We start from the raw sequence: 24,070 nt of genomic DNA on the forward strand, positions 1-24,070 counted from the left end.
CTGCGAGGTTATTTTTTATTCCCAAACAAGATTAGGAAATCACCATATCCTTCTTTTTCTAAATCTTCTTTTTGAATAAAGCGTAGCGCTGCCGAATTAATACAATAACGAAGGCCATTTTGTCCTGGGCCGTCTGGAAATACATGCCCAAGATGTGAATCTCCTTCTTTACTTCTCACTTCCGTACGCGTCATATTATGGCTAACATCCATTTTTTCTTTCACACTAGCTGACATAACTGGTTTCGTAAAACTCGGCCATCCACAGCCGCTATCGAACTTATCGAAAGAAGTAAATAATGGTTCCCCCGAAACAATATCTACATAAAGCCCTTCTTCTTTATGATTCCAATACTCATTTTGAAAAGGCGGTTCTGTCCCATTTTCCTGTGTTACATAAAACTGCATCTCGTTTAATCTTTCTTTTAAATGAGCATTATTCTTTGGCCAATGTTGTTTAATAAAAGCATCTCGACCTGAGCCTTTACGATATAACTCATAGCGAAATGTATTCTTCTTATAATATCCTTGGTGATATTCTTCAGCTGGATAAAACGTAGCAGCTGGCAATATTTTTGTCGCAATTGGCTTCGAAAAATCCCCACTTTTCTCGAGCTCTTCTTTTGAAGCCTCTGCCTTTTTATGTTGTTCTTCATTATGATAAAAAATCACCGTTTCATAAGACTGTCCACGGTCATGGAATTGTCCCCCTATATCAGTCGGGTCAATTTGTCTCCAATATATATTTAACAACTCTTCATACGGCATTTTATTTGCATCAAATGTAATTTGTACTGCTTCATAATGCCCAGTTGTTTCCGAGCACACTTCCTTATACGTTGGATCCTCTTTATGGCCACCTGTATAGCCTGAAACAACCTGTATAATCCCTTCCATCTCTTCAAACGGCGAAACCATGCACCAGAAACACCCACCAGCAAACGTAGCTAACTCTATCTTTTCATTTACAGCCATTATTTCACCCCTATTCTATCTTCTCCTTACAGTATGGCATAAGGAACGTCATGTTATAAAAGAAAAAGCATCGAATATCGATGCTTTTTTAATCTGTACCCCTTGTAAAGGGCATTTTAAAATCAGTCTTCATATTTAATCTATGATTTTTACGTATTTGACTATAATGGATTAGATCAAGTGGATTTTATTTATGAGTTTTTGAGAAATTTAGAAAACGGAAAGTGTTATTTATTAATAGTAAAATAAATATTTACTTTATATTTATATATTTATTTTTAGTTTGGATTCTAGTAATATAAAACTGCAAATACATTTGTTGAAAACAAAACTATAAAATGTATTAATTTACTTTAAAAGGAGAGTTAATGGCATGAAAAAGTTACTAGTATTACCAGCAATCGCTTTATCTTTAATTGGAACAGGGACAGCTGCAGCATCAACATCAGTACCAGAAACGAACGTGAACATGAATAAAACTCCTGAAGTAACAGAAATTAATCCAGGAAATGGTAACGATTCAATCATCATGTATTCATCAATATTATTAGGAAGTCAAACAGTTTCCTTTAATAACGGCTCTGGAACTGGTTATTTTTGAAATAAATCTGGCGATGATCTTAAATTCTGGATTCAAAACACGGGGCCAAGTACTTTACACTATAAACTTATAAATTCAGCAGGCCATACGCTTTATCGAGAAAGTATAAATCCAGGAGCGCAAAAAACACTTTACTTTAGTAATAGTTGGTCAGATTGGGTATCAAGTGGAAAATATACCATCTCTGCATATAATGATAATGGCGGTGTTGGTTCATTCAAATTTGCAGCAAGAGCATTTCCAGAAGGATTTTAATTTTAAGGTTATAAAATATATTTATTGAACTGTATATACGAATATCGATTCAGTTGTTCAATTGTCTTTAAGGTAATAAAAAAGAAGTTTTTTGTTTAATTGAACTGCCCCCGAATCGTGGACACTAAAAAAGTCCATGATTCGGGGTTTTTGTGTATTTTCACACTTATGCCTCGTTAGAATGGAAACAATGATAAAAGTGAAGTACGGGAAATGAGTAAACTTATTTTTAATGAAATACAAATGAAACAACTAGAGAAGAACGAAAATGTCGTGAAGGTATCAGAATGTTCTATTACCTACTGTGCAGATTTTAAAATAAAAGCTGGAAAAGGTCCGAATCAAATCTTTTTGGAGAGTGGATTCAATTTAGAGATCATTGGTAAAAAAACAAATCAACGTTTGAAAAGTTGGAGAAAAACGTATGAACAATTTGGTGAAGAAGGATTCTATACGGAACGCCGTGGAAAAGGAAGTACTGGTCGTCCTTCCACAAAAATGTTATCTTCTGATGACGAGCTAAAGAAAGCAGAAGCTCGTATTGTTTTTCTAGAAGCGGAACTGGCATTCTTAAAAAAGTTAGACGAACTCGAAAGGCAGGTAATATAGGATTATATGCAAGATTATAATTATGATTGTTATCAATGGACACTCAAAAAAATGGCCCCGGTACAATACCGGAACCATCTTTTAAGTGCATAATTTTAAAGGTCTTTTTATTAAATTGTCCATTTTATAGGGCACAGTTCATTTCTTGCTTCACTTTATTTCGTTCCAACGTCCTTCTCCATTTCATCACTTGTCACATCTAAGACATCTAATAAGAAAATGAAGATAGGAATACCGATAATTAGTCCCCATACACCTAAGAAGTGTTCTGAGAAGATTAATACCATAAACGTATAGAAAATCGGTAAATTTGTTTTTTGCGACATAAACTTCGGATTTAATACATAACTTTCAAGCGAATGAATTACTGTTACAATAACTACAATATAAACGACATACATAATACCGCCGATATTGTAAGCAATCATACAGAGTGGGAATAACGAGATGATAACACCCGCCACTGGAATTAAACCAAGCAAGAAAATCATTAATGCTAAACCTAGTAATTGCGGGAATCCTAATATCCATAATGCGATAACAGATAAAACACAGTTAACAATTGCAATTAAAAATTGTGCTTCGATTACTTTTCCGAATGAACGTGCAAATTTCTTTCCGAAATACTCTATTTCGTTATAAAAAATTGCAAGTCGACTTTCTTTAAATTTCGAAGTAAAAGCAACAATACGTGCTTTTTCAAGTAAGAAAAATAAGCTCAAAATTACAGAAAGTAAAACTTGAAGGCCAAATTTCCCAACATTCGTAATAGATTTATACAAAATGTCTACGCCTTGCCCTACATATTTAGAAAGCTCCATATGATTCACAGCATTAACTGCATACTTAATTAATTCACTATCAGGTGGATTTCTTAAAAATACATTGAATTGATAAATCAATTGTGAAATTTGTATTGTTAATACCGGTAAATATTTAAATAGCGTAATGGCAATTCCCGCCACTAACATTACATATAAAAGCGCTATAATAATTTTCCGATTAATTGGCATGAAATGATCTAATTTACGAGAAATAAACTTTTGGAATCGATCCATTAAATACGTCAACATAAACGTAATTAAAATTAAATTTAACATACTTTGCATCCCATACAATATGAGAGCAAGTAATACTAATACGATTAACCTCTGAAATCCTTTGCTTTGAAACAGGTTTTTTATTTGCATAATCGACGAGTACTCTCTCCTGTCCTATAAAGTAAAACTTTAACAAGTAGCTCTCTCTATTCTCTACTTATAATTATCCTTTAATATTAAAGCCATTGCGAGCAATTTATCTTCAACCTTAACCGCTCGTTAATTGTGCTATATATTATGTTACTTCTTATTTTACAATACAATGACCTATTTCAAAACGCATTATGCACAGTATTAATGAAGATTTAAGGAAACTTTTATTCTTCAATAGGTCTTACCACTACTGTAACATAAAAAGCAAGCTATCAGTAGAAATCCGTCCTACAAATAGCTTGCTTTTATATTTTTTTTAAGTAAGTTTTATCATCCAACAAACGGCATGAACATTGGAATAACCACCACTGTTACGACACCAACTACTGTCACAGCGATACTTGCCATAGCTGCTTCTACTTCACCCATTTCGATCCCTACAGCAACCCCTAATGCATGTCCCGCTGTTCCAAGAGCTAAACCTTTAGCAATCGGATGTTTAACTCTAAATGTTTTTAAGAATAAAGCTCCTAATGCGTATACGATAACTGCATTAAAGATAACTGCAAATGATGTAATTGCTGGAATACCACCGATACTTTCAGAGATTGGTAATGCAATTGCTGTTGTTGCTGCCTGCGGTAACATTGAGTTCATTACAGCTGTATCTAGACCAATTGCTTTTGCGACAATGAACACAACAACCACTGAACAAATAGATCCAACCACGATAGCCGATAAAATTTGCCACCAATATTTTTTTAACTTATCAACTTGTTTATATAATGGAATTGCAAATGCGATTGTTGCTGGTTCTAAGAAGAAACTAATCATCTTTCCGCCCGTATTATATTCCTCAAAGGTAAAGTTACCTACCTTTAAAAATACAATCCCTAATACCATTGCTACGAATAATGGTGTAAATAAGAAGAATCCTTTTGAGTGTTTGAATAAAAACGTTCCGATTCCGTATGCAATTAATGAAACGACGATTCCGAAATATGGAGTCATTGTGCTTGTCATGTTCATTACCTCCTAACCATGTATGGTCTAAAATAGTTACGCGACTTTTCCGTGTTTGCTTCCTTTGTTTACAACTTTCAACTCTTTTGTATCTTTTGTTTCTTTGTCATCTTTACCTAAAATGAATTGTGCAAATAAACCTGTTACAGCAAGTAAAATAATTGTTGCGACAACGATTACAGTTAGAATTTGTACGAAATATTGGCTCATTACACCAAGAGAGTTAATAACTGAAATACCTGATGGGACGAAAAGGAATCCGATAATACCTGTTAAAGCTGTTCCGAGTGATTCAACTTGCTCCAATTTAATAACCTTTAAACATAATAGACTAAATAAAACGACTAACCCGATTACTGATGAAGGCATCGGCATTGGTAAATGGGTTGAGATAATATTAGAAACTAACATAATAGCTGAAAAAACGAATATTTGTGATAGAAAACCATATACTTTTTTTGTGCTCATTTTGGCCACCTCTTTTGATTTGGTACCTTTATTTTATAGGATATAAACATCTAAGTAAGCGTTTACATAACAAAGTGTCAAATATATACAGCCAATTACAATAATCATACGGCGAAATACAAAAGCTGCTTCTTAAATACGAAGCAGCTTTTTAAGTTCTTTTGCATATGTACGGCTAACCGGGACCTTGGATCCCTCTTTCATAATTAAGTTATAAGTCGAATTAAACCACGGCTGTATCTCAGAAATATGATTAATATTAGCAACGAAACTACGATGAACACGCATAAAAATTGTTTGTGGTAATTTCTTTTCCAAAATGACGAGCGTATCATGTGTTACATATGTTTCCTTCATTGTTTTTACAGTTACTTTCCCATCTACAAGCCCTACATAAATAATATCTTCAATGTTAACAAGTACAATTGATTCCTCAATCGGTAATGCTAATTTATGCATTTCGGTCGTTACATCTATACTTTTTACATCTTGCTTTGTTTCTAATTTTATTTGCTTTTGTTTTTTATATTTCTTTAATGTCTGTACGATACGTTCTTCATCAAATGGCTTTAAAATGTAATCTAATGCATCTACTTCAAATGCTTGCAGCGCATATTGATCATATGCAGTAGCAAACACAATTGAAGGTGGATTTTTCATTTTCTTTAATATATTTGCGATTTCAAATCCGTTATCATCAGATAACTGAATATCTAAAAAAACAATATCTGGTTTGTTTTTCATTAATTCTTCTAATGCATCCTCTACACAATCCGCCTCACCAATTATCTCTACTTCTTTTGTTTGCTCTAATAAATATTTCAATTCATCCCGTGCTAACATTTCATCATCAACTACTAATACTTTTAACACTCCGTTTTTCCTCCTCTACTTTTTTCGGAATTACAAAGAGGATCTTTGTCCCTTGCTCCAATTCACTTTCAATTTGAAGCATTGTCTCTTTCCCAAATAACCCGATAAGTCGTTCATTAATATTATATAAAGCTGTTCCAGTCCCTTTCTTTGATGGAACTACCATTTTTCCTAATTGCTCTAGACGTTCAATCTCAATCCCTTGTCCATTATCCTTCACTTCAAAGTGAACCATTCCTTCTTTTTCAAACACATGTACCTCGACTTGGCACACTGGCTGCTTTTTCGGAAAAGCATGGCGCAATGCATTTTCAACCAACAACTGAAGCACAAATGGTGGAACTAAAGTCACCTTTAGCGCCTCTTCAATGTACATCTTCACTTCATACTTATTCGGAAATCTCGCTTGCTCTAACGATAAATATGCATGTACATGATTCAACTCTTGTTCTAATGGAATAAGCAATTGTCGTGCCCCTTGCAAATTACAACGAAAATAAACGCTAAGCTGCAATAATAATTTTCTCGCCTTCTCTACATCTGTTCGGCATAAAGCTGATACTGTATTAATTGCATTAAATAAAAAATGCGGATTGATTTGTGCTTGCAGCGCTTTTATTTCGGCATCTTGCAATAACTTACTTTGTAACTCAGCTTCACCTAGCTCAAGCTGTGTGGAGAATATTTTCGCTAGCCCTTCCGCTAACTCTTCTTCAACACGACTTAATTGATTAGAGTTTTTAAAATAAAGTTTTAATGTTCCTATCGTATTTCCATGTGAAGTTAATGGAATAACAACTGCCGCTTGTAATGGACACCCTTCATGTTGACAATTAATAATCTCACGTGATTTCGCCTTCATTATTTCCCCTGTTTTTAATACTTCTTTTGATAAACCTGTTATTAAACTGTGTGAAGGAATATGATGATCTGATGCTAATCCAACGTGAGCTAAGATTTTCTCTGTATCTGTTAAGGATACCGCATCTGTTCCTGTAAAGCGGTGAATAATTTGTGCCACATGTTTACAAGACTCTTCCGTTAACCCTTGGCGGAAATATGGTAACGTCTTATCAGCAATTCGTAATACTTTATGCGTTTGTAAAGCTTTTGCGTTTTCTTCTTGTCGTAAAATAGCTAGTATCATCGAAAGTAAAATAAAACTGCCAAAACTATTTACAAGAATCATCGGTAGCGCAATTGTTTTCACAACACTAAGTCCATCTTCTATAATTAATAGAATCATAAGCATTTCTAAAGTAACGATAAAAACACTTAAAACCGCAGAAAATTTAGGTGTAATAGTACGGTTATATTTTTTGAAGATGTATCCAATATAACCTGTTATAATCCCAGCCAAAATTGATGAGATTGCACAACTTACTGCCGTGGTCCCGCCAAGCATATAACGATGAATACCCGCAATAGAACCTACTCCAATTCCGACGATAGGACCACCTAGCAACCCACTAATTCCCACACCCATAATTCGTGTATTCGCAATTGTGCTGGATGATGAAACACCCTGTAACCAATTTTCATTCATAATAGTATTTCCTGCTATTTCAATCCCTGTGTAATTGCTCACAATTGTAAACACTGAAAAAATACAAATAAGCTTAAACTTATCTACATATCCGTCTTGCTTATGAAGAAGACGCCGGAACGTTTTAATATGAGAAAGTAAAAATCCTAAAATAACAATAAGTCCGACGCGTTCAATCATCATAAGTACTAAATTTAGCATCTGTGATTCATTCCTTTTTATATTAGTTAGTTTTATTATGGGAAAATAATGAAGCGTGCGTCAAGAAGAATGAAATGCTTTTTGAAATATTTTACACATAACAATCGCCCCTTTATTTGACAATCTAGTAGAAGAGTGCTAAAAATAAAGTAATATAATACAGTCCTTTAACCCAACCCCGTGAGGTTGAGAAGGAAGTCGGAATATAATATACGTATGTTCTCTTATAAGGGGGCTACGTATGCTTTTTGGCCTTCTCATCATATCAGGTGAGAAGGCCTTTTGTTATTCTTCCATAGCGACTGTAGAAGAAAATTAGGAGGAGTAATAATGAACATTACTACTGATGTACAACCAACAACAGAGGAGACGAAAGAAAAAAGATATAAAACATTATTTGGTTCTGCGCTAGGATATGCAGCAGAAGGATTAGATATGTTGCTCTTATCTTTCGTACTTGTCTACATTCTAAAAGAATTTCACCTTAGCCCTGTCGAGGGAGGGAACTTAACATTAGCCACAACAATTGGGATGTTAATTGGTTCCTATTTATTCGGATTTATTGCTGATTTATTCGGTCGTATTCGTACAATGGCCTTTACAATCTTACTATTTTCACTAGCAACCGCACTTATTTATTTCGCAACAGATTATTGGCAATTATTAATTCTTCGCTTTTTAGTTGGGATGGGCGTTGGTGGTGAATTCGGGATTGGAATGGCCATCGTAACAGAAACATGGTCTAAAGAAATGCGCGCTAAAGCGACATCAGTTGTTGCACTTGGCTGGCAATTTGGCGTCCTGGTTGCTTCACTCCTTCCAGCATTTATCGTCCCGCATTTTGGATGGAGAGCTGTTTTCTTATTTGGACTAATTCCAGCTTTACTAGCTGTCTATGTACGTAAAAGTTTAAGTGAACCGAAAATATGGGAACAAAAACAACGCTACAAAAAGGAATTGTTACAAAAAGAAGATGAAGGTAATTTAACGACTACTGAAGCAGAACAACTAAAACAAATGAAAAAGTTCCCACTTCGAAAGTTATTTGCAAGTAAAAAAGTAACAATAACAACAATTGGTCTTATTATCATGTCATTTATCCAGAACTTCGGATACTATGGAATTTTCACATGGATGCCAACTATTTTAGCGAATAAATATAACTATACATTAGCAAAAGCAAGCGGTTGGATGTTCATTTCTACTATTGGTATGCTAATTGGAATTGCAACCTTTGGTATTCTAGCCGATAAAATTGGCCGCCGCAAAACATTTTCATTATATTATATTGGCGGTACTATATACTGCCTCATTTACTTCTTCCTATTCACAGATGCGACATCATTGTTATGGGGAAGTGCCCTACTTGGATTCTTTGCAAATGGAATGATGGGAGGATTCGGAGCGATTTTAGCTGAAAATTATCCTGCTGAAGCTCGCTCTACGGCAGAAAACTTTATTTTTGGCACAGGGCGTGGGTTAGCTGGATTTGGACCGGTTATTATTGGATTACTCGCTACGGGCGGCAATCTACTTGGAGCGTTGTCCCTAATTTTTATTATCTATCCAATCGGATTGATTACGATGCTATTATGTGTACCCGAAACAAAGGGAAAAGTGTTAGATTAAGCATAAAAGAGGAAGCATCTCACTTAAGATGCTTCCTCTTTTCAATGTTTGTTTATTATTTACTTTGATTTACTAGCTTTCTGGAATAAGAAAGCTGTTTTATCTTTTTCTTCTACAATTCCTTGCTTTAATGCTAATTCACCTGCAACTTTAGGTGCTAGCCACAGCATCGGGAATAATAGAATTGATACAGGAACAGCCGTCACTACAATAAAGGATTGTAGTGCATTAATACTTCCCTCACCCATATATAAAAGAATTGCTGCAACTGCGCCCATAATAAGCGACCAAAAAATTCGCAAGCTAATTCTAGGATCTCCATCTCCAGTCACTGCCATTGAAATGGAATAGGCCATTGAATCTCCTGTTGTCACTACAAATAAAATTGTTAATAAAAGAAATGCTGGTCCGATAATATTAGAAAGTGGTAATTGTTGCGTAATTGCAATCATAGCCGCAGGCATACCAGATTCACTTAATGCCACCGAGATAGAGCCTGGCTTCATTAATTCATAAAACACACCAGATCCACCCAGTATAGTAAACCAAAACGTTGTAATAATAGGTGCGATAATTCCAATTGCAACGATGATTTCTCGAATCGTTCGTCCTCTTGAAATTCGACTCACTAAAATTGCCATCATCGGTCCATACCCAATAAACCATCCCCAAAAGAAGATTGTCCAAGATCCTAACCAACCTGCATCGCCGCGATATGTGCTTATTGAAATAAACTCATTTATATAAAATCCAAACGAAGAAACAAATGCATCAATAATAAATCCACCTGGTCCACAGAGTAACACAAATACCATCAATAAAATCGCTAACTTAACATTTAAATCACTTATAATTTGAATACCTTTATTAATTCCTGTTACTGCAGATATAGTAGAAACAGCTACTACACAAATAATAATTGCTAATTGAGTAGTAAACACATCAGGAATTCCAAACAATGCTTGTAATCCGTAACTTGCTTGTAGTCCTAAAAATCCAATTGGACCAATTGTTCCTGCTGCTACCGCAATAATTGCAAATACATCAATCATCGTTCCAAGCCAACTCTTTCGCAATTTCTCCCCAAAAATAGGATATAAAAGCGTTCGAGGTTTTAACGGCATACCTTTATGATAATGTCCGTACATCATAACTACCGCACTAATTGTCCCTAAAATCGTCCATGCTAAGAAACCCCAGTGCATATAACTTTGTGCTAAAGCAGGCATGACTGCTTCTTTCGTTCCAGCAGATATACCTTCATGTATTGGTGGTACCGTCATCAAATGGTACATTGGCTCTGCCGCTGCCCAAAAAACGCCACCTCCGGCAAGTAATGTAGACATAATAATAGCAAGCCATTTTGCCGTACTAATCTCAGGTTTTTCTAATCCCCCAAGTTTAACTCTTCCATATTTCGAGAACGCCATGCACATTGCAACAATAAATGTACCAATTAATAAAACCTGCCAAAAGGCACCAAAATATTTAATTGAAGCTGCAAAACTGCTATTAATGACTCCCTCTACATAACTTTTATTTAAAATAACTGCAATTACAAATAATAAAAGTGAGCCACCGCTAATAAGAAATACAGGCCAATCCGTTTTTTGACTCTTCATCCTCATTTACACTTCCTCCTTCCTCAGCAATCTAAAAAAACAACTTTATTATGTTTTATTGTTTATATTCCACACACAATAATTATATAAGTATAATGTTTTAGTGATTTCACACACTTATGTTGTCCCTAAAAATATGCTAAATCCTTTATTTTAAAAGAATATTCTATTCCTCTTACATAAAAACGCAAAACAAAAGACCTTATATTTCTATAAGGTCTTCGAAACAGAAATTTGATTATAACACAAGGAAATGGCCGTTTCAAAAAAGGGCGTGCTAAAAGAGCTAGAAGTAAAGGCTTCCAACTGCTATCTAATAGGAATTAAAAAAAATTTAAATTTCACGATTGATACCTTTATATTACAAACTACTTACGGAAGAAATTAGGAGATATAATGTCATTTGGATACGGTTTATGATAAATATGAGTTGCAGCAGGTGATAACGGAGGAATTAACCATACCCAGTTGCCAGTTACAACCCGTCCACAAGCAACTTCTTGCTTCTCAAACTGCTGAAATTGCTGGGCGGCAGTATGGTGATCTACAATGCTAACCCCTTGTTTTTTGAAAGAATGTAAAACAGCTATATTTAACTCAATTAACGCTTTGTCTTTCCATAACGTACTATTTCTAGAAGTATCTAAATTCATCATCTCTGCAACTGCTGGAAGCAAATTATAACGGTCATGATCCGCTAAATTACGAGCACCAATTTCAGTCCCCATATACCATCCATTAAACGGGGCTGCTGTATAAGAAATACCACCAATTTCTAAACGCATGTCTGAAATCATCGGTACCCCATACCATTTTACTTCTAGTGATGAAATTGGGTACTCTGGATGTTCAATTGGTACCTCTTTCACTTCTTTTTTAGGAATTTCTTTATATACAGGATCCTTTCCATCAACAGAAAATACAAGCGGTAATACGTCAAAATGTGTACCTTCTCCTTGCCACCCAAGACCTTGACATAAATCAGTAAATGCGGCAGAGTGTGAGTCACCAATCACTCCCATTTCCGTTTTGTATCCTGCATATCGAATTAATTGATGATTATAAAGTCGTATATTATTCTCTTCACCTTGATATTGCTTAAAAATCGTAATTGTCGGTTTAACTTTCCCATCATTCGTCGCATATTTAATATGATGAATTAATGCATTATATACACCTTCTTCATCATTTACTTCACGCGCATCTAATATGTGCATCTTACTCCAAAATAATCTCCCAATGCATCTATTACTATTACGCCATGCCATTCGTGATCCATGAACAAGCTCTTCAAATGTATGCTCATACGTTCCAGTCTTTTCTATCTCTATTAAAATTTCGTTCATACGCTCTTTTATTAATTTCTCTTTATTAAGTTCCTTATAGCAAACGGTAATAAAATTACTTGCTTCCTCTATTAATTGTTTCGTTTTGCTCATAAACAATCTCCTTCTATCTCAACAAGACACTACTACTTTACAGTATAAGCAAAAAGGATAAGAGTCACAAACGAAATCAAAAGTGTTACTTTTATCGTAATATTTTTCAGAAAATTTTTATATTTTTTGTTGACTTCCAAAAAAAACAAGTGTATTTTTGACTTAAGGAAAATATTTTTACCTAGGTCAACTTTTCGGGTAGAAAGGAGGTAATTTCACGTATTCATTTCAATTTCCCAACCTTTCATATGACTATGATGAACTAGATCCATATATTGGTGTGATACATTAGTATTCATCATGCATGTAAGGTAAATTTGGTGATGTAAAACTAGTATTGTTGAAATCCTCCAGAATCCCCTGGATTGCCACCGGGGGATTTATGATTATTTCAGTATATTTATGTAATGCTGTAACACATTTTTGATTTCTGTATTTAATTCTCGGAACGGAAATCTTAATTCGCGAGCTTTTCTATTATGTAACGTACAATTAATTATTTCATTATAAGGTGCTATATTCTCTCCCGCTTCTTGAATAAGAGCTTTTGTCCCACTGTTGTCTTCTATGAAACGAATAACTTCTTCCATGGAAATCACTCCGTTACTACAAGCATTAATTGGACCTTCTATATTTTCCATTCCGCACCATGCTAAAAACTCTCCTGCTTCTTTTTCATGTATAAATGACAACTTTCCATCTACATGATCCACAAAGATAGGCTCTTGTTTCATAACATGTTCAACGTAAAATTGTAATCTTTTCGTATAATCATTTTCTCCAATAACAACTGGAAAACGCACTGCAACGACTGGGAATGTTGCATGTTGAAATAAAACTGCCTCAGCTAATCGCTTACCTTCACTATAATTGAAATCATTCCTACCTCCATACGTAATTGTATACTCGTACGGATTGAAGTTTTCTTCTAACAGGCCTAGCGCAGGCTCATAGACAGCCATTGAAGATGTCATAATGTATTTCTTCGTTTTTCCTTTTAACACTTCACATACTATCTTCGCTGTATTCGAGCTATAGCATAAATTATCGTATACGATATCATAACTTTTATCTTCTAGACGCTCTTTTAGTAGCTCTTCATCTTCTCTATCGACAATCAATCTTTTTACCGCACTACCGAAAGAATCTTCAGTAACTCCCCTCGTAGCAATCGTTACATCGTGTCCAGCTTGTAACAGTACTTCGACTAAATGTTTACCAAAAAACCTTGTTCCCCCTAGTACCAATACCTTTTTCAAATTCATCATCCCCTGTTTTATAAAATTGAATATTGTAAGTTACTACCTTAATTATAAACTTGAATATAAATAAAAAGCATGGAATCATTATAAAGATTCCATGCTTTCTTACATACGATACTTTAACGTACTCGATATTTAAAAATACAATAGCAGCAATAGAAAATAGAAATTACTGATACATAAACCCATAGTTCATATACGAATCCCTCTCCCCATACTCCCATAAAATAAAAGAGTGAAGGCAACGTCAATGTTACCCATGATTGTACAAAAGCAATTCTGCCAAGATATTGATTGATATTCTTTTTTTGTGCATTTAACACAAAGAATAAATACCAAAGTAATGCCCACATAAACCATGTTAACGCATTAACAACATCGTGGAATTGAACAAATGAAACAACCATATAGAATAAAGCAATAATTGCTACCCAAATACAGAACCAGCCTAGTCCACTACTATCCATTCCTTTAATAAAAGTAACGCCTACATATAAATAAGTTAAACCAAATAAAAAAGTAGCTGCATACGAATATACCGTCCAATTACTTTGATCAGAAATCATAATCAAATAGAACGGAATGATAATTTGTAATGCCCCCACAAATAAATTAAAGACACCTGCACTTTTCATCTCTACTTTGCCCAATATAACAAGACTATTTAAAAATAAAGCTGCACCTGAAAGTAATAATCCTACATAACCCATATATATTCGTGTGAAAGTCTTTCCCTTTCACACTTTTAACCTCCCCACAATATAAAGTGATCCTTTATCCCGCATTAACGGGCAGTAAAACTCCCACCTCAAAATTCAGCTGGAGCAAAGAAGTTCGGTGGGAGATCAACTGCCCGTAAAAGCCCGATTGGTTCAACTAATGATCAGTGGGGGATGAACAAAACCCCCACTGATCAAAGTTTCACTTTATTATTTTTCTTCCTATTTAAAACTACATACATAATTTTTAACCTGAATAAGTCAGACTTCCTACCTTAAAAAAGAACAGATTTAAAACGCTTTCAATAATAAATAACCCTATCAGAACATTAAATAGGATTCCTTGATTATAAACGTACTCTAACCATGATACAAGTATTGGAATTCTTTTCAATATTACGTTTTTTATTTCTATGAAAAATTAGTAGGATGATGCATTTCCCCTATCTCATTCTATTAATTTCTAGCATAAAATATTGTACAATCATATCATTTTAAGGAAGGTTTGATATTTATGCCTCTTCATTATCCAAATCAATCTGTTCTTCACTCCACAGGTGTATTAACAAGAGAGCCTGCAACAGTTTCAGCAGTAGTAAACATTGTAAATTTAGATGCATTTTACGCACACTATGTAAGTATAGAGGTTTGGGATTGGTCTAACTATTCTAATCCTGTAAAATTACCTATACTAATTGGTGAAAATGCGGAAGTAGCATTTCCATATCTTTTACAAGGTAATCACTTAGCAGTTTTTTATGCTGATTTAGATGACTCTATTCACTTATATGAAATTCGTATTTCTGATCCTGGCCACTCCAATATTATTGCAAATTGTTTTGGACGAAGCATCCCGCCATACGCAAGCCAAGAAGGTAATACCGTATACCATAAACAACTTATTCGAATTCATTAATTTCTCTTTCCAAATCACCAATTTATAAAGCCTTCAATAGACTAAATTCCTATTAAAATGCTTTGGTCAGTAATAATTTTCTTTTCCTCAACGAAAACTATTACTGACCTTTGGCTCCTTTATTATACATAAATACAATAAAAACAAAGTATCCTCCTTAAATCATTTGATAGCCATTTTTATTATCTACCTGCCATCTCCACGAATCTATACACATCTCTTCTAATCCATATTCTGCTTCCCATCCTAATTCTCGCTTCGCTTTAGATACATCAGCAAAACATATCGCTACGTCCCCAGGACGACGCCCGATAATTTTATAAGGTATTTTTTTGCCCGAGACCTTCTCAAAAGCATTAACCATCTCCAATACACTATACCCTTTCCCTGTGCCAAGGTTATATGCATCTATTCCTGTAGTTTCAAGTACTTTCTCAAGTGCCTTTACATGTCCTTTTGCAAGGTCAACAACGTGAATATAATCACGGACACCTGTCCCGTCCCTTGTTGGATAGTCATTTCCAAATATATTTAATTCCTTTAATTTCCCTACCGCTACTTGTGTTACATATGGCATTAAATTATTCGGAATCCCATTTGGATCTTCTCCGATACGGCCACTTTGATGCGCCCCAAATGGGTTGAAATAACGAAGTAACGCGATACTCCATTCACCATCAGCTTTTGCAACATCACGCATAATTTGCTCTATCATTAACTTTGTTTGCCCGTATGGATTTGTCACGCTTAATGGAAATTCTTCCGTAATTGGTGATGTTTTTGGAATTCCATATACAGTTGCAGACGAACTAAAAATAAATTTTTTCACATTATGCTTTTGCATTACATCACATAATATGATCGTACTTATAATATTATTATAATAATATGTAAGCGGAATTGTAGTAGATTCCCCAACTGCTTTGAAGCCAGCAAAATGAATAACTGCTTCAATGTTATTTTCCAAAAAAATCTCATTCATTTTTTCACGATTTAAAATACTTTCATTATAAAATTTAAATTGTTTCCCTGTTATTTCTTTTACTCGGTTTAAAGACTCTATTGAACTATTTGAAAGATTATCTACGACTATAATTTTATAATTATTATTTAATAATTCTATACACGTATGACTACCAATATATCCTGCTCCACCCGTTATAAGTATCGCCATATATATAGTCCCCCACTTATCATCAATTATAAAATCTCAATACACATCTATCCTATCATATTCCAAGATTTAAATTCTAAATATTTTAAATTTTCTTTTTTATATAAAAAAAGCTACATAACCTTTAAGTTATGTAGCTCTTCAACATCTATATTTGTCTATATCATTTTTTATTACTCAAAAATTTTAGTAAAAGCTATTCGGACGTTCCGGTTTGTTAAATTACGTAACAATATACACTTAGAAAATGCGCAAGACTACCTAACAATACAAAAACATGAAAAATTTCATGGTGTCCCATATATTTAAACTCCAACCATTTTGGCTTCGCACCGTAAATAAACCCACCAATTGTATAAAAAATGCCTCCAAGTACTAAGAAAATAATACCTCCTGTACTTAAATTCTCAGCTAGCGGTGCAAAGAATAGAACAATTAACCAACCCATCAGAAGATAAATTGCTGTCGATAACCATCTTGGACAATTAAACCAAAACATTTTAAAAACAATACCCAAAATCGCAGTTGCATAAACTAAACAAAATAATAGTAAACCATTTGCCGAGTCTAATGTAATTAAGCAAAAGGGTGCATATGTACCTGCAATTAATATAAAAATCATAGAATGATCTAGTTTCCTAAAGAAATAAATAACACGTTCACTGGCTACAACACTATGATACACAGCTGACGCCATATAAAGGACCATCATCCCGATACCAAATAAAATAACGGCTGTAATTGCAGCAACAGATGGCATCTTAACAGAAACCTTCACAAGCATAGCTAATAATGCAATAAATGATAATACAGCTCCTCCTAAGTGAGTAAATGCATTAACTGGTTCTCTTACATAAGCATTCATATAAACACCCCTCATATAATTACATGTAGTTTTCATAACTACATGTAATTATATACACATTATTCGCACGGGTCAACATTTACAATTCATTTGTTTCGTAATACCATATTTAAAGATATACTAAACATTAAGTTCCACTAAGTTATAAAAGTGAGGGGTTCTACGTGGAAAATATAAATAAATTACTTGAATCATTACATTTAGAAAAAAGTATTAAACTTGAGGATATCCCAAATGTCGACTTATATGTAGACCAAGTTGTCCAACTATTTGAGAATACTTATGCGGATACAACGAGAACTAATGATGAAAAAGTATTAACAAAAACAATGATTAACAATTACGCAAAAGGGAAATTATTCATCCCTATCAAAAATAAAAAGTATTCAAAAGAACATATGATTTTAATCAGCTTAATTTATCAATTAAAAGGAGCTCTTTCCATTAATGATATAAAAAACTCCTTAGAAAATATAAATGCACCGTTAATAAACGATGCTACATTCGAATTAAATACTCTATATAAAGATTACCTTTCTCTTACTGACACCAATGTGGAAAGCTTTAAGCAAGACGTGAATAACCGTGTTAAGGAAGTAAACGAGGTTTCTTCCTTAGAAGATCCAAAGCTAGAAAAGTTTTTATTACTAACATCCTTCGTGACTATGAGTAATATGTATAGACGTTTAGCAGAGAAACTAGTTGATGACCTCAAAGAAACTTAAACAAAAAACTATCCACCTGTTAGAGGTGGATAGTTTTTTGTTTACTTAATTGCTTCATGAACCTTTAATTGTTTCCCTTTAATCGTTGTGTTTTTCATGATTTTTAAAACAAGTGGTCCTTTTCCATTTAATATTTCAACGTAAGAAACATTGTCTTGTATTGTAATAATTCCTATATCTTCTGCTGTAACACCTTTAATTTTAGCAATTGTACCGACGAAATCTACCGCCCTAATTTTCTTTTTCTTCCCGCCATTAAAGTACAATTTCATAATTCCTTTGTTTAGATCTGCATTTTTATCTTTCTTTATAATTGGTTTAGCATGTATCTTTTCCTCAAATACTGCTTTCCCTTTCATAACTTCTTCTTTTGAAGGTGCAAGTGCCTTTGGAATTTCAAAGCCAATGTACTCCTCAATCTCTTCTAAAAATCTATTTTCATACGGCGTCATGAATGTAATAGCTTTCCCATTATTACCAGCTCGTCCCGTTCTTCCCGTACGATGTACATAACTTTCTTTTTCTAATGGAATATCATAGTTAATAACATGTGTAATATTATCAATATCAATTCCTCTAGCAGCTACGTCTGTCGCTACTAAATAACGGAACTTTCCTTTTCTAAAATCGTCCATAACTTCAAAACGATCTTCTTGTACCATACCACCATGTATTTTGTCACAAGGATAGTTAACCCGCTTTAACTGTTGAAATACGTGATCTACATTTTCTTGCGTACGGCAAAAAATAATACAACTATCGGGATTCTCAATCGTTGTTACATCTTTAAGAAGTGAAAGCTTCTCCTCTTCTCTCGTCTCAAAAAGTGTATGTTCAATTTTATCTGTTGTAATCCCGGCAGCCTTGATTTCAATATGAGTTGGAGAGCCCATATACTTACGAGATAACTTTTCAACATCTTCTGGAAGTGTTGCTGAAAATAGCATTGTCATTCGTTTTTTAGGTAATTCGTCAATAATTGCCTCTACTTGATCGATAAAACCCATATTTAGCATTTCATCTGCTTCATCAATAACTAAGTACTTCAAACGGTCTAAAGAAAGAGTGCCTTTTTCAATATGATCTAACACACGGCCAGGAGTCCCAACTACAATATGTGTTTTTTGCTTTAACTCTAATTTTTGACGTGCAAATGGAGATTTACCATAAACTGCAGCGGCCTTAATTCTTTTGAAGCGGCCTATATTCGTAATATCTTCTTTTACTTGCACCGCAAGCTCTCTCGTCGGTGTTAAAACTAAGGCTTGTGGCTTATTCTCTTCCCACTCCACCATTTCACAAAGTGGTATGCCAAATGAAGCGGTTTTTCCACTTCCAGTCTGTGATTTCACGACAAGGTCTTTCTTTTGCAAGGCAACTGGAATAACCTCTCCTTGTACTTCCGTTGGATGTTCATATCCTAAACCAGTAAGTGCTCGTATTATTTCTTTACTTAATGCATAATTACTAAAGCTTTTTTTATTCATATATTAACCTCATTTGAATTTTATATTTAAATAACCCTATTTTCCATATCTCACGTCGAGTTATACTAAGATACTATATTACACCAATGTTTTTAATTTATCTAAGTATAATTCTTAAATAATAAAAGGCAGCCTTAATAATAAGTCTGCCCTTCTAAACTATATTCATTTCTATCCCGCTATTTGTGGGCAGTAAACGCCCGATTGGTGAAGGCTAATAATCAGTGGGGGGATGAACAAAACCCTCACTGATTAAAGTTTCACTTTATGGGACTAATTTTTTTACAACCGGTATTCTTTGCAACACTAAAGTGATTACCATACTAAGGACAATTGTGATCATCACATTAATAGGTATCGCCAATATTGCATGTACATGTTCATTTACCTTTGGAAAGACCCTGTACAGATAGTTATTTAATAAGAAAAAGTGAAGGATATAAATACCAAGGCTCGTTTGATTTATACCGCGTAATAAAAATGGTAATTTTCTTTCCGAATTTTGGAAATAATATTTAAAGAATATAAATAAGCCAATTGTCATAAGTACAACACCTGGAGCAAAGTATCCATACCAAAACTGGTCCAATTGTCCATTTGCTTGGACTGTATAGTAATATGTAATAAAGAATGTAGTACTAAATCCTACGATTCCTCCGACGTAAGCGATAATCCTCCATTTTTTCACAATATCATAATTTGATAAATAATAACCAAGTAGAAAATATCCTACATAATTCGTAACATAAAATAATTCAATATTAAAGTTAATAGGGTAATAATATTTTGCTAAATTAACCACAACAGATGCATATAGCCATAAAATTAAAAAATACTCTATCTCCCTCTTTTGAGCATTCTTCACAAAAATTTTCAGTAAAGGTGTAATTAAGTATATCCCTACAATCATGTACATGAACCATAAATGTCCACCAATACTATCTGTTAGAAAATACTTTATCCCCTGCTTTATCGAACGTGGGAAATATCCCGCATAAGCCCCGTATAAGTAAAATAAAGCACTCCAAGCTACAAAAGGTATAATTACCTTACTTGCACGCTTCCGTATAAAATCACCAATAGAAATGTCTTTCGTTCCCTTTAATAATAAAGCACCACTAATCATCACAAAAATTGGAACACTGGCACGTGAAATTGATTCAAAAAGGTTACCAGCCATCCAGCGCGACACGTTATTTGCATCTAACATGGAAACATAGCCAGCAGCAACATGAATTGTAACGACTGCAATTGTCGCTAATACACGCAACCAATCCATATACACTAATCGGTTCATTAACACCCCTCCTAAATTTACATATTTAATTTTTTATTTACCACACATAATTTTATATTAAATTCCGATATATTAAAACAAATTGTGACGATATCAACCTATAACAAACCTAAATAAACTTAATTTTTTAATATAAACATTAAAACCTTTGACTTATTAGTGAAAATAATGTAAATTATCTTTTGGACGAACATTTTCAAAGAAATTAAATAAAATATTCGTATTTTAGGGGTGTAAATGATGGAAAACGTATTTGACTATGAAGATATTCAATTAATTCCTGCAAAATGTATTGTAAATAGCCGATCCGAATGTGATACAACTGTCACTTTAGGAAAACATAAATTTAAATTACCTGTCGTACCTGCAAATATGCAAACGATTATTGATGAAAGAATCGCAACTTATTTAGCTGAAAATAATTACTTCTACATCATGCATCGTTTTCAACCAGAGAAACGAATTTCATTCATTAGAGATATGCAATCACGTGGATTAATTGCTTCAATCAGCGTTGGTGTTAAAGAAGACGAGTACGAATTCGTACAACAATTAGCTGCTGAGCAACTTTCACCTGAATACATTACAATCGATATCGCGCATGGTCACTCTAATGCTGTGATCAACATGATTCAACATATTAAAAAACATTTACCAGAAAGCTTCGTTATCGCTGGAAACGTTGGAACTCCAGAAGCGGTAAGAGAATTAGAAAACGCTGGTGCTGACGCAACAAAAGTTGGTATTGGACCCGGTAAAGTTTGTATTACTAAAATTAAAACAGGCTTTGGAACTGGTGGTTGGCAGCTAGCTGCACTTCGCTGGTGTGCAAAAGCTGCAAGTAAGCCAATTATTGCTGATGGTGGTATTCGTACACATGGCGACGTAGCTAAATCCATTCGATTTGGAGCAACTATGGTTATGGTCGGTTCTCTATTCGCTGGTCATGAAGAGTCTCCAGGGGAAACAATCGAAAAGGATGGCAAACTTTATAAAGAGTACTTCGGTTCAGCTTCTGAATTCCAAAAAGGTGAGAAGAAAAACGTTGAAGGTAAGAAAATGTTCGTTGAGCATAAAGGTTCTTTAGAAGACACTTTAATCGAAATGGAACAAGATCTTCAATCTTCTATCTCTTACGCTGGTGGAACAAAATTAGACGCAATTCGTACTGTAGATTATGTAGTCGTGAAAAACTCTATTTTCAACGGCGATAAGGTATATTAATTCTTAAATTTAACTCGAAGGACAAGCATTTTTTATGCTTGTCCTTCTTTTTCATGTATAAAAATGAAAAATATTTTCATTTTACTGAATTTTCTAGTATCATATTTTTAGATACTTATAATAAGGGGGATATAACAAATGAAAAATGTAATTGAGAAACGCCTTATTCGCGCGGAAGTCCCTACTGAGTTAACATGGGATCTTTCTGATTTATACGAATCTGATAAAGAGTGGGGAACTGCATTACGTGTATTAACAGACGATATAAAAAAACTTGATGCATTTAAAGGACAATTACACACTGGCCCCGCTACCTTATTAAATTGCCTACTTTTAGAAGAAGAGCTTTTAATGAAGTTAACAAAACTCAGCACATATCCATATTTAAAAGAATCCGCCGATCGTACAGATCCAGTTATTCAAGCGAACTCTTCCAAAATTTCCGCTTTAGGGACGAAAGTACATACTGCACTATCCTTTATTTATAACGAAATCCTCTCATTTGAAGAAGGAACAATTGAAAAATATTTAACTGCGGAAACAAAACTCGAACCTTTCCGTAAATCGTTACTCGAAATAATTAAAAAGAGGCAGCACACTCTCTCACCTGAAACAGAAGAAACTCTTGCTGCACTCGGCGAAGTTCATAGTTCCCCCTACAAAATTTACGGCATGACTAAATTAGCCGATATGGATTTCCCTCCTATACAAGATGAACAGGGAAATGATTTGCCTGTATCATTTGCATTATTTGAAAGTAAATATGAATTTTCTCCAAGCGCATATATACGTAGAAAAGCATATTCGTCATTTGTTTCCACATTGAAACGATATAAAAATACAGTTGCAACAACATATGCTACTGAAGTAAAAAAACAAGTGACACTTTCTCGTTTACGCAAGTACGAGTCCGTTATCCATATGCTTTTAGAACCTCAAAAAGTTCCACTTGAAATGTATAACAACCAACTAGATATTATTTATAACGAATTAGCGCCTCATATGCGCCGTTTTGCAGATTTAAAAAAGAATATATTAGGGCTTGATCAAATGCTTTTCTGTGACTTACATGCACCGTTAGATCCTGAATTTAATCCATCCATCACATACGAAGAAGCTGGTAAATTAATTAAAGAATCTTTAAAAGTATTAGGGCCTGAATATAATACGATTATCGAAAAAGGATTTAAAGGGAGATGGGTAGACCTTGCAGATAACGTAGGAAAATCAACAGGTGCCTTCTGCTCTAGTCCATACGGTTCTCACCCATATATTTTAATTACATGGCAGGGTACGATGCGCGGATGTTTCACATTAGCTCATGAATTTGGACATGCTGGTCATTTTTATTTAGCAAATAAAAATCAGCGCATTATGAATGTACGTCCTTCTATGTACTTTGTTGAAGCTCCATCAACGATGAATGAATTACTATTAGCTCAGCATTTACTTGCGACAACGGAAGACAAGAGAATGCGCAGATGGGTTATTCTGCAACTACTCGGCACGTACTACCATAACTTCGTTACCCATCTACTTGAAGGAGAATATCAAAGAAGAGTATATGCTATAGCAGAGGAAGGACAAGCACTCACAGCTACAACTTTAACTGAAATAAAAACGAAGGTCCTTTCGACATTCTGGGGAGATTCCGTAGAAATTGATGAAGGCGCCGGTTTAACATGGATGCGTCAACCTCACTATTATATGGGCTTATATTCTTACACATATTCTGCGGGACTAACGGCTTCTACCGCTGTAGCTCAAATGATTAAAGAAGAGGGACAACCTGCTGTTGATCGCTGGCTTGATGTACTCCGTGCAGGCGGTACGATGAAACCACTTGAATTAATGAAACATGCCGGGGTAGATATGTCAAAACCAGATGCAATCCGTAAAGCTGTTTCTTACGTCGGTTCCTTAATTGATGAATTAGAACGTTCTTATCAAGAATAAAAATAAGCCCTC

21 protein-coding genes and 1 pseudogene are annotated in these 24,070 nt (G+C 34.3%); 7 read left to right on the forward strand and 15 right to left on the reverse strand.

Features of this window, described 5'->3' with window-relative positions; translation table 11 throughout:
• Window positions 1-8 precede the first annotated feature (8 nt).
• On the reverse strand, window positions 9-461 hold the full coding sequence (gene msrB / locus JTF23_RS28385; protein ID WP_370458379.1) for a peptide-methionine (R)-S-oxide reductase MsrB: 453 nt from the start codon (window positions 459-461) through the stop codon (window positions 9-11).
• A 45-nt stretch (window positions 462-506) separates the two neighbouring features.
• Window positions 507-974, reverse strand: a pseudogene (gene msrA / locus JTF23_RS28390) (peptide-methionine (S)-S-oxide reductase MsrA); the annotation flags it as partial.
• Window positions 975-1,347: 373 nt separating this feature from the next.
• On the opposite strand from msrA, the gene JTF23_RS27980 reads away from it, so the two are divergent.
• On the forward strand, window positions 1,348-1,575 hold the full coding sequence (locus JTF23_RS27980; protein ID WP_252188037.1) for an SH3 domain-containing protein: 228 nt from the start codon (window positions 1,348-1,350) through the stop codon (window positions 1,573-1,575).
• 468 nt (window positions 1,576-2,043) lie between these two features.
• Window positions 2,044-2,439: an HTH domain-containing protein gene (locus JTF23_RS27625; protein ID WP_213020126.1), complete on the forward strand. Its 396-nt coding sequence runs from the start codon at window positions 2,044-2,046 to the stop codon at window positions 2,437-2,439.
• A 155-nt stretch (window positions 2,440-2,594) separates the two neighbouring features.
• On the opposite strand, the gene JTF23_RS21830 is transcribed toward JTF23_RS27625, so the two are convergent.
• The 5 genes from JTF23_RS21830 to lytS form a co-directional block, all read right to left on the reverse strand.
• Window positions 2,595-3,629, reverse strand: coding sequence for an AI-2E family transporter (locus JTF23_RS21830; RefSeq protein WP_204209689.1), 1,035 nt, complete (start codon window positions 3,627-3,629; stop codon window positions 2,595-2,597).
• Between the two features lie 333 nt (window positions 3,630-3,962).
• The gene (lrgB, locus tag JTF23_RS21835; RefSeq protein WP_088079793.1) at window positions 3,963-4,655 is read right to left on the reverse strand and encodes an antiholin-like protein LrgB; all 693 of its coding nucleotides are present in this window, start codon (window positions 4,653-4,655) and stop codon (window positions 3,963-3,965) included.
• Between the two features lie 36 nt (window positions 4,656-4,691).
• Window positions 4,692-5,123: an antiholin-like murein hydrolase modulator LrgA gene (lrgA, locus tag JTF23_RS21840; protein ID WP_204209691.1), complete on the reverse strand. Its 432-nt coding sequence runs from the start codon at window positions 5,121-5,123 to the stop codon at window positions 4,692-4,694.
• Between the two features lie 132 nt (window positions 5,124-5,255).
• Window positions 5,256-5,996, reverse strand: coding sequence for a LytR/AlgR family response regulator transcription factor (locus JTF23_RS21845; protein WP_002159687.1), 741 nt, complete (start codon window positions 5,994-5,996; stop codon window positions 5,256-5,258).
• The gene (gene lytS / locus JTF23_RS21850; RefSeq protein ID WP_002113187.1) at window positions 5,974-7,743 is read right to left on the reverse strand and encodes a two-component system sensor histidine kinase LytS; all 1,770 of its coding nucleotides are present in this window, start codon (window positions 7,741-7,743) and stop codon (window positions 5,974-5,976) included. Before lytS ends, JTF23_RS21845 begins: the two co-directional genes overlap by 23 nt.
• A 330-nt stretch (window positions 7,744-8,073) precedes the next feature.
• On the opposite strand from lytS, the gene JTF23_RS21855 reads away from it, so the two are divergent.
• Window positions 8,074-9,372, forward strand: coding sequence for an MFS transporter (locus JTF23_RS21855; protein ID WP_016106785.1), 1,299 nt, complete (start codon window positions 8,074-8,076; stop codon window positions 9,370-9,372).
• 59 nt (window positions 9,373-9,431) lie between these two features.
• Here JTF23_RS21855 and JTF23_RS21860 read toward each other — a convergent pair whose 3' ends face one another.
• The 4 genes from JTF23_RS21860 to JTF23_RS21875 form a co-directional block, all read right to left on the reverse strand.
• Window positions 9,432-11,000, reverse strand: coding sequence for a BCCT family transporter (locus JTF23_RS21860; RefSeq protein WP_204209693.1), 1,569 nt, complete (start codon window positions 10,998-11,000; stop codon window positions 9,432-9,434).
• Window positions 11,001-11,362: 362 nt separating this feature from the next.
• Window positions 11,363-12,433, reverse strand: a complete 1,071-nt coding sequence (locus JTF23_RS21865; RefSeq protein ID WP_204209695.1) for a nitric oxide synthase oxygenase — start codon at window positions 12,431-12,433, stop codon at window positions 11,363-11,365.
• 386 nt (window positions 12,434-12,819) lie between these two features.
• Entirely contained in the window at window positions 12,820-13,698 is an 879-nt protein-coding gene (locus JTF23_RS21870) for an NAD-dependent epimerase/dehydratase family protein (protein ID WP_204209697.1), read from the reverse strand.
• A gap of 116 nt (window positions 13,699-13,814) precedes the next feature.
• Window positions 13,815-14,405 (reverse strand): AmiS/UreI family transporter, encoded by a 591-nt coding sequence (locus JTF23_RS21875; RefSeq protein WP_002159682.1) that lies wholly within the window; start codon window positions 14,403-14,405, stop codon window positions 13,815-13,817.
• Window positions 14,406-14,928: 523 nt separating this feature from the next.
• Here JTF23_RS21875 and JTF23_RS21880 point away from each other — a divergent pair.
• Entirely contained in the window at window positions 14,929-15,330 is a 402-nt protein-coding gene (locus tag JTF23_RS21880; RefSeq protein ID WP_204209699.1) for a hypothetical protein, read from the forward strand.
• 157 nt (window positions 15,331-15,487) lie between these two features.
• Here JTF23_RS21880 and galE read toward each other — a convergent pair whose 3' ends face one another.
• Together galE and trhA are read right to left on the reverse strand one after the other, a co-directional pair.
• Window positions 15,488-16,504 carry a UDP-glucose 4-epimerase GalE gene (galE, locus tag JTF23_RS21885; RefSeq protein ID WP_204209701.1) on the reverse strand — a complete coding sequence of 339 codons (1,017 nt, stop codon included), beginning with the start codon at window positions 16,502-16,504 and terminating at the stop codon, window positions 15,488-15,490.
• A 217-nt stretch (window positions 16,505-16,721) separates the two neighbouring features.
• A complete protein-coding gene (gene trhA, locus JTF23_RS21890) occupies window positions 16,722-17,369 on the reverse strand; it encodes a PAQR family membrane homeostasis protein TrhA (protein WP_204209703.1) in 648 nt (215 codons plus the stop codon).
• A gap of 164 nt (window positions 17,370-17,533) precedes the next feature.
• Here trhA and JTF23_RS21895 point away from each other — a divergent pair, with 164 nt between their 5' ends.
• On the forward strand, window positions 17,534-18,094 hold the full coding sequence (locus JTF23_RS21895) for a DUF1836 domain-containing protein (protein WP_204209705.1): 561 nt from the start codon (window positions 17,534-17,536) through the stop codon (window positions 18,092-18,094).
• Window positions 18,095-18,135: 41 nt separating this feature from the next.
• Here the strand turns inward: JTF23_RS21895 and JTF23_RS21900 are convergent, their stop codons facing one another.
• Together JTF23_RS21900 and JTF23_RS21905 are read right to left on the reverse strand one after the other, a co-directional pair.
• Window positions 18,136-19,581, reverse strand: a complete 1,446-nt coding sequence (locus tag JTF23_RS21900) for a DEAD/DEAH box helicase (protein ID WP_016106790.1) — start codon at window positions 19,579-19,581, stop codon at window positions 18,136-18,138.
• Between the two features lie 265 nt (window positions 19,582-19,846).
• The gene (locus tag JTF23_RS21905; protein ID WP_204209707.1) at window positions 19,847-20,878 is read right to left on the reverse strand and encodes an acyltransferase; all 1,032 of its coding nucleotides are present in this window, start codon (window positions 20,876-20,878) and stop codon (window positions 19,847-19,849) included.
• Between the two features lie 240 nt (window positions 20,879-21,118).
• Between JTF23_RS21905 and guaC the strand changes: the two genes are divergently transcribed.
• Window positions 21,119-22,102, forward strand: a complete 984-nt coding sequence (gene guaC / locus JTF23_RS21910; RefSeq protein WP_002068771.1) for a GMP reductase — start codon at window positions 21,119-21,121, stop codon at window positions 22,100-22,102.
• A gap of 138 nt (window positions 22,103-22,240) precedes the next feature.
• Entirely contained in the window at window positions 22,241-24,058 is a 1,818-nt protein-coding gene (pepF, locus tag JTF23_RS21915; RefSeq protein ID WP_204209708.1) for an oligoendopeptidase F, read from the forward strand.
• The last annotated feature ends 12 nt before the right edge of the window (window positions 24,059-24,070 follow it).

Origin of the sequence: Bacillus sp. RIT 809 (assembly GCF_016892495.1) — a bacterium.
Classification (GTDB): domain Bacteria; phylum Bacillota; class Bacilli; order Bacillales; family Bacillaceae_G; genus Bacillus_A; species Bacillus_A cereus_U.